At 70.0% G+C, this 13819-nt stretch carries 12 protein-coding genes; 8 read left to right on the top strand and 4 right to left on the bottom strand.

Translation table 11 applies throughout. From position 1 onward, the window contains the following. Positions 1–87 precede the first annotated feature (87 nt). Entirely contained in the window at positions 88–519 is a 432-nt protein-coding gene (locus tag D3A60_RS10330; protein WP_157981461.1) for a YcxB family protein, read from the bottom strand. Between the two features lie 1492 nt (positions 520–2011). Here D3A60_RS10330 and D3A60_RS10325 point away from each other — a divergent pair. Continuing rightward, entirely contained in the window at positions 2012–2479 is a 468-nt protein-coding gene (locus D3A60_RS10325) for a hypothetical protein (protein ID WP_119718575.1), read from the top strand. Between the two features lie 709 nt (positions 2480–3188). Here D3A60_RS10325 and D3A60_RS10320 read toward each other — a convergent pair. Continuing rightward, on the bottom strand, positions 3189–4004 hold the full coding sequence (locus D3A60_RS10320; protein ID WP_119718574.1) for a hypothetical protein: 816 nt from the start codon (positions 4002–4004) through the stop codon (positions 3189–3191). A gap of 347 nt (positions 4005–4351) precedes the next feature. On the opposite strand from D3A60_RS10320, the gene D3A60_RS10315 reads away from it, so the two are divergent. The 4 genes from D3A60_RS10315 (at position 4352) to D3A60_RS10300 (ending at position 7828) form a co-directional block, all read left to right on the top strand. Beyond that, positions 4352–4969, top strand: coding sequence for a DUF1294 domain-containing protein (locus D3A60_RS10315; RefSeq protein WP_119718573.1), 618 nt, complete (start codon positions 4352–4354; stop codon positions 4967–4969). Positions 4970–5184: 215 nt separating this feature from the next. After that, entirely contained in the window at positions 5185–5586 is a 402-nt protein-coding gene (locus tag D3A60_RS10310) for a hypothetical protein (protein WP_157981460.1), read from the top strand. Between the two features lie 200 nt (positions 5587–5786). Continuing rightward, the gene (locus D3A60_RS10305; RefSeq protein WP_231120467.1) at positions 5787–7049 is read left to right on the top strand and encodes a glutamate carboxypeptidase; all 1263 of its coding nucleotides are present in this window, start codon (positions 5787–5789) and stop codon (positions 7047–7049) included. Positions 7050–7060: 11 nt separating this feature from the next. Then, positions 7061–7828, top strand: a complete 768-nt coding sequence (locus tag D3A60_RS10300) for a hypothetical protein (protein WP_196778707.1) — start codon at positions 7061–7063, stop codon at positions 7826–7828. Between the two features lie 57 nt (positions 7829–7885). Here D3A60_RS10300 and D3A60_RS10295 read toward each other — a convergent pair whose 3' ends face one another. Both D3A60_RS10295 and parC read right to left on the bottom strand, forming a co-directional pair. Then, complete coding sequence (locus D3A60_RS10295; RefSeq protein WP_119718569.1) at positions 7886–8548, bottom strand: thiopurine S-methyltransferase; 663 nt, start codon at positions 8546–8548, stop codon at positions 7886–7888. Between the two features lie 944 nt (positions 8549–9492). Further along, positions 9493–11736 carry a DNA topoisomerase IV subunit A gene (parC, locus tag D3A60_RS10290; RefSeq protein WP_119718568.1) on the bottom strand — a complete coding sequence of 748 codons (2244 nt, stop codon included), beginning with the start codon at positions 11734–11736 and terminating at the stop codon, positions 9493–9495. Between the two features lie 265 nt (positions 11737–12001). Here parC and D3A60_RS10285 point away from each other — a divergent pair, with 265 nt between their 5' ends. From D3A60_RS10285 to D3A60_RS10275, 3 genes are all read left to right on the top strand, one after another. Then, positions 12002–12382 (top strand): DUF4345 domain-containing protein, encoded by a 381-nt coding sequence (locus D3A60_RS10285; RefSeq protein WP_119718567.1) that lies wholly within the window; start codon positions 12002–12004, stop codon positions 12380–12382. 76 nt (positions 12383–12458) lie between these two features. Next, a complete protein-coding gene (locus D3A60_RS10280) occupies positions 12459–13019 on the top strand; it encodes a sigma-70 family RNA polymerase sigma factor (RefSeq protein ID WP_231120508.1) in 561 nt (186 codons plus the stop codon). Beyond that, positions 13016–13807 (top strand): anti-sigma factor, encoded by a 792-nt coding sequence (locus D3A60_RS10275; protein WP_119718565.1) that lies wholly within the window; start codon positions 13016–13018, stop codon positions 13805–13807. Before D3A60_RS10280 ends, D3A60_RS10275 begins: the two co-directional genes overlap by 4 nt. The last annotated feature ends 12 nt before the right edge of the window (positions 13808–13819 follow it).

Genomic DNA, 13819 nt, shown 5'->3' with positions numbered 1-13819 from the left:
AAGGCCTTCCTCTTGCGCGAAAGAGTCACAGGTCAGAACTGCATGTTCGATCTGAGGCTGGGTCTCACACTAGGCCTCGCACATGAGTTAAGGCGCGCCGCGAAGCGGCGTCTGATTGGTCAAGTTGTTAGGTTGCGCAACGTGTGACCGCAACAGCTCGGCCAGAACGCTCCGCTGGGTAGGCGACAACACACGGAAAGGAACCGGCATGCCGCTCTCACCTTTCTCGATCAGGTAGCCCACGGGAAACTCCCGGACGCCCGACACCTCGACCCAGGGCAGGTGCACGAGCCGACCGCCCTTGGACCGGCGCGTTACTCCCGACGTATCGATCTCGAAATGGCACTCGCCGACGAGCCACGATTTACGGAAGAAGAGGGCTGCGCAGGCTGCTGTAATCACCGGCAGCAGCAGCTTCCGTTGGAGCGCACTGCAGGCAAGAAAATCCGGGTTCTCGAGCGCACGGGCCCGAACGATGTGCAGGTACTCGCGCAAGCGGTACCGAACCTGGAACTTCACTCGCGACGGCTCATCCATAAGCAACCCAACACCTGAGTTAAGCCGCGCCGCGAAGTGGCGTCGGCTTGAATGAATTGTTCGCTGGCGAACCAATCACAAGCTGCCGACCTGCATGAGTGCTGCCCAGCCCATGAAGTACACGGCGACCGACGCTGCTAAGAACCGCAGCCACCCGGTCAACCTCCGCTCTAGGCGAGCTTGTGACGCCAGCAAGACTAGCGCGCCGACGCCAACGATCGCAGCGAAGGGCAATGAGACCCGCGCTGGAGTTGCACCAGCAGCGCCCAGGCCTGCAATGAGAAGGCTAGCAAGAAGCACGATGCTGGGCAGTTGTCGCCTTGAAATCTGCATTGACCGATCCGAGCCGTCTAGCGCCTTAATTAGGCCGATTTGCGTAGTGGAGACAAAACTGTGGCACGCCCTTTGTGCCACAGTTTTGAAGTAACGAAGCAAGTTCGGCTTGAACGAATTGTTAGGCCGCGCTACCGGATGAGCTTGGCTATGCACATACCGAACGCTGCACTCTCGGTAGTGCGGTCTACCTGCGTGCCGTCAGACACCGACATTTGTCCGGACAGCTTTGGTGCGGAGCCTGTGGTGTCAACGCTGCCGGTTAGCTCAAAGGTGTAGTTTTTTCCTTGAGGCAGAAGGGCAGCACACCGCTCGATCGTAGACGGTCCAGACTGAGACGCAACGGCGGCGGAGATGATAGCGACAGTAATACCCGTGGCTGCAATGGCCATGGCGATCATCGTACGCATAGATCCTCCTGCTGGTTTGTGGCACGTGGTGGTTGGAGCGACCTAACGCCTGAATTAAGCCGACATGCGAAGCATGTTCGGCTTGAATGAATTGTTAGGCGCCACAGTCATTGCCAACTGAGCCAGACGAGCAACAACACGGGTGAGAGCCCAAGAAGAACGAGAATGCCACCAAGCCAAAACCACGGCCGATGATGCGTGGGTCGGCGAAGTAAGAGTGCCAGGCCACAGGTAGCAAGCCCTAGGCCAAACACTGGCATGGCAAAGAATGTCTCTAGGTATCCGTGCGGCGATGGGCTGAAAAGTAGGTACAACCCGTACCCAGCCAATAGCAGTAGTAGCCCCGCAGCCAGCGCCTTATAGCTAACAACTGGGTTGTATCTCAAGGCGGGCATGGCGCCTAACAAGTTGTAGACCCCCAAGTGCGGGGCGATGCGCTGGATAGTTCAGCTCGCACGCACCTCCGTCAACCCCGCACCACGCCGTGCGGAACGCGACGCGCGATGGGCGGGTCTGCGTCCCCAACCTTTTCGATCCGGGCTGATATCGGATAGCACGCTCAATCCGGGGAATAGGCCGGGCGAGTGGGGCGCCGGACCTTTTCGTCGCCCCCGTCGCCGTGCAAGACTCGCCCCGCTCCGGCGCCCCAGCGGCTCGGACCACGCCACACGGATGCGGCGGAGCAAGGGCGTGCGGCAATCCCGCCGCGGCCTCACGACAAGGAGCATGTCATGTCGCAGAACCTCGTTTCCCTCGTCATTTCCGACGCCGCCGTGCAGGCGCTGGTCGGGCACCTCGAGCAGTTCCAGCAGGCCACGCCGGGGCTGGTCGCGCTCGACGCCGATACCCGCCGCGCGGTGACCAAGATGGGCGGCAAGTCCGAGGCCTTCGTCCGCCAGGCGCTGACGGCGCTGGACCAGAACCGCGAAGTCGTGCCGCCGGCGCTGCAGCTGGACGAGGCGCTGGCCGACCTGCGCGCGCTCGACCAGATCCGGCCGCTGCGGCAGCGCCTCGCCCAGCTGCTGGAGCGGTTGGAGGACACCGAGATGGCGCTGGGCAGCGACGCGATGGCGGCCGCGCTCGAGGGCTACGCGCTGCTGCGCGTGTCCGGCAAGAGCCGCGGCCTCGACGGCCTGCGCGAAGCTCTGTCCACGCGCTTCGCGCGGGCGCGCAAGCCGCCGGCGCCGCCCGCGGCCTGAGCCGTCCGGCGTCCCGCTGGACCCGGGCCCCGCTTCGGCGGGGCCTTCTTCTTGCGGTGCGCGCCGTTTGCAGCGCTTTGCGTTCCCTGCGGCGCTGCGCGTCGAGCGCTCCTCTCGGCGTGCGGAGCGAAACGCTCGGGCGGCCGAGCGAATGGCCTTGCAGGCCGAGCACAACCCTCCGGCCTCCGGGTAGGGCAGCCGGGTCCGCCGAGCAAATAGCTCGGCCGGTCGAGCAGAACGCTCGGACTTCCGAGTAGCGGAGCTCGGCCCACCGAGCTGAGAGCTCGAAGCGTGGGGCAAATCGCTCGGCTTGCCGAGCGGGGGAACCCGGAGCGTCGAGCAGAGAACTCGGCCGGCCGAGCACAACGCTCGGACAGCCGAGTAGCGGAGCTCGACGCGTCGAGCAAACTGCTGGGGCGGACGAGCACGGAAGCTCGGAGCGTCGAGCAGATAGCTCGGCCAGTCGAGCAGAACGCCCGGGCATCCAGTAGCGGAGGTCGCCGGGCAGCAAGCTCGAAGCATCGCGCGAACCGCTCGCTCGGCCGAGTACCGCAACGTGTCGCCCCGAGCAGACACCTCGGCCTGCCGGGCATCCACCCGTGCGCGGCGACCGTCTGGCACCGACCCCCCAGTGCGGGCGCCCGGCCCGCTGATCGAGACGTCCGGCGCGTCGGCCGCGGCGCCCGCATGCCCCGGCGGCCGATCCGCCCTATGCGCGCTGCCGCACCACCGTGCGCGACTGCATCGCCGGGACGCCGACGAACGCGCCGAGCGCGGCGAGGTACGCCAGCAGGCTGCCGGCGAACGTGGCGGCCGGGTCCAGCGCGCCGACGAACTCGGTCAGCGGGTCGATCAGGTCGCGCGATGCCAGCAGCGCGCGGATGCCGTCGTTGAGCGGGAAGTACAGCGCGGCCAGCAGCACCGGCCAGCCGTTGCGCCAGTCCTTGATGACGAACAGCAGGCCGATGGCCAGGCAGATCCCCTGGCCGGTCGCGCCGACGATGGCCAGGCGCTCGAAGGTGTCCGGCCCGCCCAGCTGCAACGCCGGCACGAAGCTGATCAGCGTGAAGAACAGCGCCACGCCCATGAACGAGTTGGCCGTGCTCAGCAGGAACGCGCCGTGCAGCGCGCGGCGCCGGCGCAGCACGAACGCCAGCCCGATCATCAGACCGATCTGCAGCGTGCCCATGACGTTCTGCACGATCAGGAAGTCGCCCTCGCCGGAGACCACGCCCTTGTGTGCCGAGTGCACCGACAGCAGCGCCGCGCTGGCGAACAGCAGCGGGCCGGCGACCAGCACGCAGAGGCCGGCCTTGCGGTGGTTGGCGAACTGGCGCGTCGCGACCAGCCGCAGCTGCCACAGCAGCAGCAACAGCCACGCGAAGTTGGCGACGACGTGCAGGTGGTGGAAGCCGTTCGGCGCTGCGTTCGGGCCGACGTAGAGCTTCCAGAAGCCGGCAACGCCGACCAGCAGCGTGGCCACGACCAGCGCGTGTTCGAGGACGTAGCGGTTCGGTGTCGTCATTGCGGTTCGCCTGGCTCGCTGCATGGAAGGACGGCGGGGCGGGCGCGCGCCACGGCGCCGCGGGATGCGCCCCGGCAGTCCGATCGACACAAACCCCTAGGCAGCACCAACGCCGTCGCCGGGCGGCGGCGGACAGCGCCGACGGCCGGCTCGCCGCGTACCTGCAGGGCGGGAGGCGTTCCGACGCTGGGGAGGGACGCGGGCGCGGTGGATTCGCGCACGCCGGGCCGACGCTGGCGCGTAGCGGGGCGGCCGCGTTGCCCGACCGGGTGGCATTGACCGGCGTCGCCGGCTCGGTTCCCATGCCCCACGGGCGCAACGCCCGGACCGGGGACGGGGAGCAGGGAATGCGCTACGTGGGGCGGCTGGCGGACTGGAACGACGACAAGGGTTTCGGCTTCGTGACCCCGCACGGCGGCGGCGACCGCGCGTTCGTGCACATCCGCGCGTTCGAGCGCGCAGTGCGGCGGCCGGTCGACGGCGAGCTGCTGTCGTACGCGGTGGTGCGCGATGCGCGCGGCCGCCTCAATGCGTCGGCGGTGCGCTTCGCCGGGCAGGTGTCGAGTGCGTCGCGCAGGCCGCGCACGCCCGACGCGCTGTGGTACGCGCTGGCCGCGGCGTTCCTCGGGTTCCTCGCGCTCGGCGCCGCGCTCGGCCGCGTGCCGTGGCTGATCGCCGCGGTGTACGCCGTCGCCAGCGTCATCGCGTTCGGCGCGTACGGATTCGACAAGGCCGCGGCGCGGCGCGGCGGGCAGCGCACGCCGGAGGCCACGCTGCACCTGATCGACGTCATCGGCGGCTGGCCCGGTGCGCTGGTCGCGCAGCGGCGCTACCGCCACAAGTCGACCAAGGCGGCGTTCCAGTCGACGTTCTGGTTCACCGTGGCCGTCAACGTCGCCGGCCTGGCGTGGCTGCTGGCCGGCGGCGGTGCGACGGTGCTCGACGGGATGCTGTTGGGGCGCTGACGGGACGGTCGGCCCGGAGCCGCCCGCGTGCCGGGCGCTTCAGGCAGCCACTCGTCGGCAGCGCGACGGATCCTCGCGTCCGGGCGCATCCGGCCGCGGCGAAGGCGCGTATCGCGGCTGTCCGTGCCATAGGCGCCATCGATCGCGCCGCGGTGTCCCGCCGGAAGCGGTGGGGCCGTTGGGGTCGAGGTCGCCCGGACCGCCAGGAGGGTCGAATGCGGATCCACCCGGAAGCCATGCCCCCGCTGCTGCGCGGGCTCGGGACGGCGCTGATCCTGCTGGTCAGCGCGGCGGTGATCGTGGCCGAGCGCGGGGCGCAGCGCGACGCGGCCGCGCGCGCCGCGGCGGTCGAGGTTGCGCGCATCGCCGAGGCCGCCCAACCGTCGCCCGGCGCCGACCGGGCCGACCGGGCCGACCTGGCCGCGCTGGTCGACGAGCTGCGCCTGCTGCGCCTGCAGCTGGCCCGCGACGAACTGTCCGACGAGGTCTTCGAGAACGCGTGGTTCCAGGTGCTCGGGCTGTTCGGCACCGGCCTGATTGCGGCCTCGTTCCTGCTCGAGGCGCGGCGCAAGGCGCGCCCGCCGACCGGTGCCGGCAGCGCGGACCCCGGCACATGAGCGCCGGCACGCGATGCGCGTCCGCGCGAACGCGGCCTCCCGGCGCCGGCCGTCGGGACGCCACGGCGCCGCGGTGGCGCGTGCCTCGCGATCTTCTCCAGCATCCCGACACACCCCATCGACCAGGGAAGGAGCGAGCCATGCAGCACGTCGTCCGGGCACCACGGAGTCAAACCCTGCGGTCACGCGCCGCCGCGCCGTTGGCGGTCGCGCTGCTGGCGCTGGCCGTCGCCGCGCCCGCGCAGGCGGCGCCGGCCAACGAGGCGGTGCTGCGTGCCGCGCGCGCGCAGGAGGAGGTGGTGATCCGCTCGCTCGGCGACATGGTCGCGATCGACTCGGGCTCCGACGACGCGGCCGGGCTGCGCCGCATGGCCGACTACGTCGAGCGTCGCCTGCAGGCGCTCGACGCGCGCACCGAGCGGCTGCAGCCGAAGGCCGACGCGCCGGAGATGGTCAAGGGCACGCTGACCGGCAACGGCCGCCTGCGCGCGATGCTGATCGCGCACATGGACACGGTGTACGCGCCGGGCATCCTGGCCACCGCGCCGTACCGCCGCGACGGCAACCGCCTGTTCGGGCCCGGCATCGCCGACAACAAGGGCGGCATCGCGGTGATCCTGCACGCGCTGGAGACGCTGCGCGCGACCGGCTGGCGCGACTACGCGCAGATCACGGTGCTGTTCAACCACGACGAGGAGATCGGCTCGGGCGGCTCCGGCGAGACCATCGCCACGCTCGGTGCGCAGCACGACGTGGTGCTGTCGTTCGAGCCGAGCCCGGCCAAGGCCGTGGCCGGCAGCGAGGGCGTGCTGCTCGGCGCGGCGGGCACCGGCGAGGCGTTCCTGACCGTCGAAGGCCGCGCCGCACACGCCGGCTCGGCGCCGACCGAGGGCCGCAACGCGCTGGTCGAGCTGGCCTACCAGCTGCAGCGCACCGCCGACATCGCCAAGGACATGCCCGACGCGCAGCTGAGCTGGACCACCGCGCAGGCCGGGCTCACGCGCAACCAGATCCCGGCCAGCGCGCAGGCCGCGGCCGACGTACGCATCCTCAGCGACGCCGCCGGCGACCGGCTGCTGAAGGCGCTGGAAGCGAAGGTCGCCGAAGGACGTCTGGTGCCGGACACGACCACGCGCGTGCGGCTCGAGCGCGGTCGCCCGCCGTACGTCGCCGGGCCGAAGGGGCAGGCGCTGGCCGAGCGCGCGAAGAAGATCTACGCCGAGCTCGACGGGCGCGAGCTGCTGTTCCTGCCGGGCACGTTCGGCGGCACCGACGCGGGCTACGCGGCGCGCTCGGGCAAGCCGGCGGTGCTCGAAAGCCTCGGCCTGGCCGGCTGGGGCTACCACGCCAGGAACGAGTACATCGAGATCGACTCGATCGTGCCGCGCGTGTACCTCGCTGCGCGGCTGCTGCAGGAGCTCGCCCGCGACGGCGCGGCGGACGCACGCACGTCCAGGCCCTAGGGAGACCAGCCATGCATCCGTCGTCAGATATTGCTGTCTCGCGCGCGGGGTACGCACGCTGGTTGCTTGCATGCGCCGCATCGCTGGCCCTGACCCCCGCCGTCGCGCAGGAGGCCGGCGAATGGTCGGTGCAGGTCACCCCGTATGTGTGGGGCAGCGGCATCGACGGCAGCGCGACGCCGTTTGCCGGCGCGCCGACGATCACCTTCGAGCGATCGTTCTCCGAGGTTCTCGAAGACCTCGACGGTGCGTTCTTCCTGTCGGGGTTCGCGCGGCGCGATCGCCTCGTGCTGGTCGGCGATTTCAGCTATGCCTCCTCGTCGAAGGAGGGCCGGGTACCGCCGGGCATTCCCGCCGAAGGCGAGTTCCGCCAGACCTCGCTGACGCTGGTGGCCGGCTACCGCGTGGTCGACGAACCCGGCATGAGCATCGACGTGCTCGCCGGCGCCAGGCAGTGGCGGGTCCGCAGCGCCGTGGACGTGCCCTTGGCGGGCATCAGCCGATCGCCGTCCGACGAGTTCACCGATCCCATCGTCGCGCTGCGCACCAACATCGCGCTCGCGGAGCGCTGGTCCACCGTGCTGTACGCCGATGCCGGCGGCTTCGGCGTCGGTTCGGACCGCACCAGCCAGCTGGTCGCCACGGTCAACTACAAGATCACCGACCAGGCGTACGTGTCCGGCGGCTACCGGCGGCTGAACGTCGACTACGCATCGGGTGGAACGCGGGTGGACGTCACCCTGGACGGCCCGCTGGTCGGCGTGACCTGGCGCTTCTGACGCGGGCACCGGGCCCGGTTGCTGCCGACGGCGCGGTGGCCCGCGGTTCCCTCGCGTCTAGCGCGGCTGGCGGACGATCCGGTACACGGCGGTCGACAGCGCGGTGACGCCTTCGGCGACGAAGCCGGGCTGCTGGGCGAGGATGTCGCGGCGTTCCAGCAGCTCGACGGTCCAGTCGCGGCCGTACAGCTCGCGCACCTCGTCCTCGTGCACGGCGAACGGCGGGCCGTTCTTCTCGTGCTGCGGGTACTCGAGCGTGATCAGCAGGCCGCGGCAGCCCTCGGGCAGCCGCGCGTAGAGTTCGCGCACGTAGCGCGTGCGCAGCTCCGGCGGCAGTGCGATCAGCGCGGCGCGGTCGAACACGGCGCGGCAGCCGGCGAGCGCGGCCTCGTCGAGCGCGAACGCATCGCCGCGGATCAGCTCGATGTCGGCGGCGACGTGGTGCACGCCGTACGGCGACTCGCGCGTCTGCGGCGACAGGCCGTGCTCGGCGAAGAACGCATCGACCGCCAGCGGCGACAGCTCGACGCCCAGTACCGGGTGCCCCTGAGACGCCAGCCACGCCATGTCGAGCGACTTGCCCGCCAGCGGCACGAACACCCGAGTGCCCGGTTCGACACCCACGGCCGGCCAGTGCTTCAGCAGCAGCGGCGTCGGGGTGTCCTGGTGGAAACCGATCTGGTTGGCCTGCCAGCGGTCGTGCCAGAAGGTGGGGTCCATGGGGTGTCTGCCGGTTCGGAATTCTTGGGCGATTGTCGGTGGCGACGGCGGGGAGGGCAAAAGTGTCGGCTGCTCTCCAGCGACTCTCGAGGTTGCGTGCGTTCGGCGCTCCATAGGAAACAAGACAGAGCGTCCGTACGCCTCCGGCGTCCGGGTCACTTTCCTTTGTTGGCCCAAAGGAAAGTAACCAAAGGAAAGGGCATTCCCGACAAACCTCCCGAAGTGGCTGGCAGTTCGCGGGGATTTCTCGACACGGCGTCCATGCCGTGTCGAGAAACGGCGGGCATCCATGCCCGCCGCCCTACGGGTCTGGTGCGTTCGGCCGTAGCTCGCCAGCGTTCAACGGCTGCAAACCCTTGCGGCGAAGCAAGAGTGTGTCTTTCGAGGCCGGTCTTTCCCTCACTACTTCGCAGCGCGACGCTCTTGATCCTCGAGGGCGGTGAACGACGGCGAATCGGCCCAGACCCGAAGGGCGGCGGGCATGGATGCCCGCCGTTTTCCGACCGAGCCATGGGTGAAGGCGATGCACGCTTGCGAGCCACTGGCTCGCGCATCGACTGAACGCCCGCGCCTCTGGCGCGGGCCGGACGGGCGAGTCGGAAAATCCCTGCGCAACCACACGCGCCACGGGAGGTTTGTCGAGTGGGCCCTTTCTTTTGGTTACCTTTTCTTTGGGCCAACAAAGAAAAGTGACCCGGGCGCCGAAGGCGCACGGAAGCTCCGGGCACGATTGGCATCGAGAAAGTCGGCACGCCTGCGACGGGCCGCGCGAGCTGACGCTACCAGCACCCCCACCCCAACCCTCCCCCGCATGCGGGGGAGGGAGCAGGAGCCGCTCGACTGCACGAAACGCATGCGCCTCGTTGAGAAGAACGGCGATCCGGCGCGACAAGCCCTTCCACCCCAACCCTGCGTTGCAAGCAGGGGAGGGAGCAGAACCGAACCTACTCGACGCTCAACCCCTCGACCTTCTGCCAGCCCCGCGGCAACAGTCCGCCGCGCGACGCGCGCGCGCCGAGGTAGGCGTCGAGGTCCTTGTACGACAGCGACATCGTCCGCGTGCCCGAGCGCACGCTCAGCGTGCTGCCCGGCGACACGACGGCGACCGCGACGACGCGCTCGGTCGACAGCTTCGCCTTCGGGATGTCGATCAGCTTGTTGCCCTTGCCCTTGTCGAGCTCGGGCACGTCCGCCACCGGGAAGGCCAGCAGGTGGCCGACGTTGGTGACGGCGACCACGCGGTCGGCGGCGACGTCTCCGACGCGCGCCGGCTGCAGCACCTTGGCGTTCGGCGTCAGCGACAGCATCGCCTTGCCGGCCTTGTTGCGGCCGGTGAGGTTCTCGAAGCGCGTGACAAAGCCGTAGCCGTGCGACGAGGCGAGCACGAAGCGGGCGTCGTCGTCGCCGCTGGCCAGGGCCTGGAACGACGCGCCCGGCGCCGGGGAGAAGCGGCCGGTCAGCGGCTCGCCGTTGCCGCGCGCGGACGGCAGCGAATGCACGACGGTCGAGTAGCTGCGGCCGGTCGAATCGAGGAACGCGACCTGCTGGGTGCTGCGGCTGCGCACGGCGGCCAGCAGCTCGTCGCCGTCGCGGTAGCTCAGCGCCGCGGCGTCGACGTCGTGGCCCTTGGCCGCGCGGATCCAGCCCTTCTCGCTGAGCACGACGGTCATCGGCTCGCTCGGCACCAGCTCGCTCTCGGAGATCGCCTGCGCGGCGCCGCGCTCGACCAGCGGCGAGCGGCGCGCGTCGCCGAACTTCTTGGCGTCGGCCAGCAGTTCGTCCTTGACCAGCTTCTTGAGCTTGGCCTTGCTGGCGAGCGTGGCGGTGATGCGCTCGCGCTCGGCCTCGAGCTCGGCCTGCTCGCCGCGGATCTTCATTTCCTCCAGCCGCGCCAGCTGGCGCAGGCGGGTCTCGAGGATGTACTCGGTCTGCTCCTCGCTGAGCGAGAAACGCTGCATCAGCACCGGCTTGGGCTCGTCCTCGCTGCGGATGATGCGGATCACTTCATCCAGGTTGAGGAAGGCGACCAGCAGGCCTTCCAGCAGGTGCAGGCGGCGCTCGACCTTCTCGAGGCGATGCTTGAGCCGGCGGGTGACGGTGTCGGTGCGGAACGCCAGCCACTCCGACAGCAGCATCCGCAGGTTCTTGACCTGCGGGCGGCCGTCGAGGCCGATCACGTTGAAGTTGACCCGGAAGCTCTTCTCCAGGTCGGTGGTCGCGAACAGGTGGCCCATCAGCTGCTCGGCGTCGACCCGGTTGCTGCGCGGGATCAGCACGATGCGCGTGGGGTTGGCGTGGTCGGACTCGTCGCGGATGTCCTCCAGCCACGGCAGCTTCTTGGCGCGCATCTGCGTGGCGATCTGCTCGATCACCTTGCCCGGCGAGGCCTGGTGCGGCAGCGCGGTGATGACGAAGTTGCTGGCCTCCTTCACCCACGTGGCGCGCGCGCGCACGCTGCCCAGCCCGGTCTCGTACATCTGCACGAGGTCGGCGGCCGGGGTGATGATCTCGGCGGTGGTCGGGTAGTCCGGGCCGCGAATGTGCTCGCACAGGTCGCGCACGGTGGCGTCGGGGTCGTCGAGCAGGCGCACGCAGGCGCTGACCACTTCATTGAGGTTGTGCGGCGGCACATCGGTGGCCATGCCGACCGCGATGCCGGTGGTGCCGTTGAGCAGCAGATGCGGCAGCCGCGCCGGCATCCACGAGGGCTCCTCGAGCGTGCCGTCGAAGTTCGGCGTCCAGTCGACCGTGCCTTGGCCGAGCTCGCCGAGCAGCACCTCGGCGATCGGGGTCAGCTTCGACTCGGTGTAGCGCATCGCCGCGAACGACTTGGGGTCGTCGGTCGAGCCGAAGTTGCCCTGGCCCTCGACCAGCGGGTAGCGGTACGAGAACGGCTGGGCCATCAGCACCATCGCCTCGTAGCAGGCGCTGTCGCCGTGCGGGTGGTACTTGCCGATCACGTCGCCGACGGTGCGCGCGGACTTCTTCGGCTTGGCCCCGGCGTTGAGGCCGAGCTCGCTCATCGAGTAGATGATCCGGCGCTGCACCGGCTTGAGCCCGTCGCCGAGGAACGGCAGGGCGCGGTCGAGGACCACGTACATCGAGTAGTCGAGGTAGGCACGCTCGGCGTACTCGCGCAGCGGGATCTGCTCGAAGCCGTGGAAGGCGGGGCGGACGGAATCGTTCATGGAGCGGGGCGGCACCGGGGTCGGGACAGACCGACGATTCTAGCGGCCGGCGGCGGCGCGACCCGACGTGCCGCGGCGGCGGGCCGGTCAGCAGGCATCGCCATCGTGAAACTCCACGGTCGGATGAACGGCGCGGCGCCCTTCACGCGGCGCATGCATCCGCTCTGGCAGCGGGGGCGTAGCTCTGGCTGGACGGACACGCGGAGCCTGCCGCCGCCATGGGAACCTACCCGACAGTGATCGACCCCCGACAAGGAGCAGCGCCATGGTCGCCGGTTTCCTCTACCTCAATGCGCTCCTCTACGCCGTGCTGGCCCTGTGGTGCACGGTCAAGCCGTGGGCGACGTCGTCGTCGATGGGCTACGCGCGGCTCGATCCGGGCGGCAAGTCCGAATACCTGGTCGTCTACGGCGGCCTGCAGCTGGGCCTGGCGGTCGTCTTCGCCTACTGCGCGTGGGCCGGCGAGCTGCGCGTCGGGCTGCTGCTCGCGCTCGCGCTGTACGTGCCGATCGTCGCGTACCGGCTGGTCACGGTGGCCCGCTTCCGTCCTGTCGGCGCGACCACGCGCTGGGTCGCCGGACTCGAACTGGCCCTGCTGGTGGCGAGCGTCGCACTTTGGCTGGTCGAGCCCGGCGCGCGCCCCTGACCCGGCGCGGCCGAGGCCGGAGCGGCTACACTCCGGCCCGGGACATCTGCAAGCAGGGAATGGGATGAGCGAATTGATGACGCCGACGGCGACCGCCGCCGACGTGTTGGCGAGCAAGATCGCCGCGGTGGCCGCGGGCGACCGCGCCGCCTTCGAGCACCTTTACCGGGCGACGTCCTCGAAACTGTTCGGGGTGTGCCTGCGCGTGATCCCCGACCGCGACGAAGCCGAGGACGTGCTGCAGGAGGTCTACGCGACCGTCTGGCGCAAGGCCGGCCAGTTCGACGCGGCCCGCGCCAGCGCGATCACGTGGCTGGCGATGATCGCCCGCAACAAGGCGATCGACCGGCTGCGCTCGTCGCCGGGCCCGGCGCGGATGGCGCCGATCGAATTCGCCGAGGAGCTGCCCGATCCGGGCGCGTCGCCTATGAAGGCCGCCGAGGCGTCGACCGACCGCGAGCGGCTGGAGATGTGCATGGACCAGCTCGAGGAGCGTCGCCGCTCGCTGATCCGCACCGCGTTCTTCGACGGTGCCACCTATGAGGAACTGGCGACCCGCATCGGCTCGCCGCTCGGCTCGGTCAAGAGCTGGATCCGTCGTGGCCTGATGCAACTGCGGGCGTGCCTCGAACAATGAACATTCGCGAACACGATTTCGACCAGGACCCGCCGAGCGCCGACACCCAGGCCGGCGAGTACGTGCTGGGCGTTCTGAATGCCGGCGAGCGCCGGGCGGCCGAAGCCAAGATCGTCGCCGATCCCGCGTTCGCGCGGCTCGTCGACGGATGGGAGCGCCGGCTGGCGCCGCTGATCGACGAGATCGCGCCGGTCGAGGCGCCTGCGCACGTGTGGCCGCGCATCCGCACCCGGCTGGGCTGGGCGTCGGTGGAGCGCAGCGGCGGCGGTGGGCTGCTCAGCAGCGTGAACTTCTGGCGCGCCGCCACCGGCTTCGCCGCGGCCGCCGCGGTCGCCGCGATCTTCATCGGCCGCGTGCCGCAGGCACCGGTCGAGCCGGTGGCCCCGCCGGTGGCGGTGGAGCCGACCCCGGCACCGCAGCCGTCGCCGCAGCCGGCCGAGGCCGACGTCGCCAAGCCGGTGACGATCCTCGCCAACGACAGCGGCAACCCGGCGTGGCTCGTGTCGGTCGACCCGGCCAAGGGCACGGTGCTGATGGTGCCGATCCCGCAGCCGGCCGACGGCCAGGGCCGCGTGCCGGAACTGTGGGTGATCCCGAGCGGGCAGGCGCCGATTTCGCTGGGCGTCGTGTCGAACGAGCGTTCGCACACGGTCACGGTGCCCGCGCAGCTGCGTCGCGAGCTGGAGATCGGTTCGACGCTGGCGATCACGCTGGAGCCGTCCGGTGGCGCGCCGCAGGGCAAGCCGACCGGTCCGGTCATCGCCAAGGGCGGCATCCTCGAACTGTGATGCGCAATGCGA

The organism is Cognatilysobacter tabacisoli, from assembly GCF_003586305.1.
Taxonomy (GTDB): Bacteria; Pseudomonadota; Gammaproteobacteria; order Xanthomonadales; family Xanthomonadaceae; genus Cognatilysobacter_A; species Cognatilysobacter_A tabacisoli.
The sequence above is the reverse complement of the archived record's forward strand: the minus strand, read 5'-3'. Positions and strand labels throughout refer to the sequence as shown.

Coding starts and splice junctions, on each gene's coding strand:
- D3A60_RS10320 (WP_119718574.1), bottom strand. CDS start 4,004: ATGACGACACCGAACCGCTACGTCCTCGAACACGCGCTGGTCGTGGCC.
- D3A60_RS10285 (WP_119718567.1), top strand. CDS start 12,002: ATGGTCGCCGGTTTCCTCTACCTCAATGCGCTCCTCTACGCCGTGCTG.
- D3A60_RS10315 (WP_119718573.1), top strand. CDS start 4,352: ATGCGCTACGTGGGGCGGCTGGCGGACTGGAACGACGACAAGGGTTTC.
- D3A60_RS10310 (WP_157981460.1), top strand. CDS start 5,185: ATGCGGATCCACCCGGAAGCCATGCCCCCGCTGCTGCGCGGGCTCGGG.
- D3A60_RS10275 (WP_119718565.1), top strand. CDS start 13,016: ATGAACATTCGCGAACACGATTTCGACCAGGACCCGCCGAGCGCCGAC.
- D3A60_RS10295 (WP_119718569.1), bottom strand. CDS start 8,548: ATGGACCCCACCTTCTGGCACGACCGCTGGCAGGCCAACCAGATCGGT.
- D3A60_RS10300 (WP_196778707.1), top strand. CDS start 7,061: ATGCATCCGTCGTCAGATATTGCTGTCTCGCGCGCGGGGTACGCACGC.
- parC (WP_119718568.1), bottom strand. CDS start 11,736: ATGAACGATTCCGTCCGCCCCGCCTTCCACGGCTTCGAGCAGATCCCG.
- D3A60_RS10325 (WP_119718575.1), top strand. CDS start 2,012: ATGTCGCAGAACCTCGTTTCCCTCGTCATTTCCGACGCCGCCGTGCAG.
- D3A60_RS10280 (WP_231120508.1), top strand. CDS start 12,459: ATGACGCCGACGGCGACCGCCGCCGACGTGTTGGCGAGCAAGATCGCC.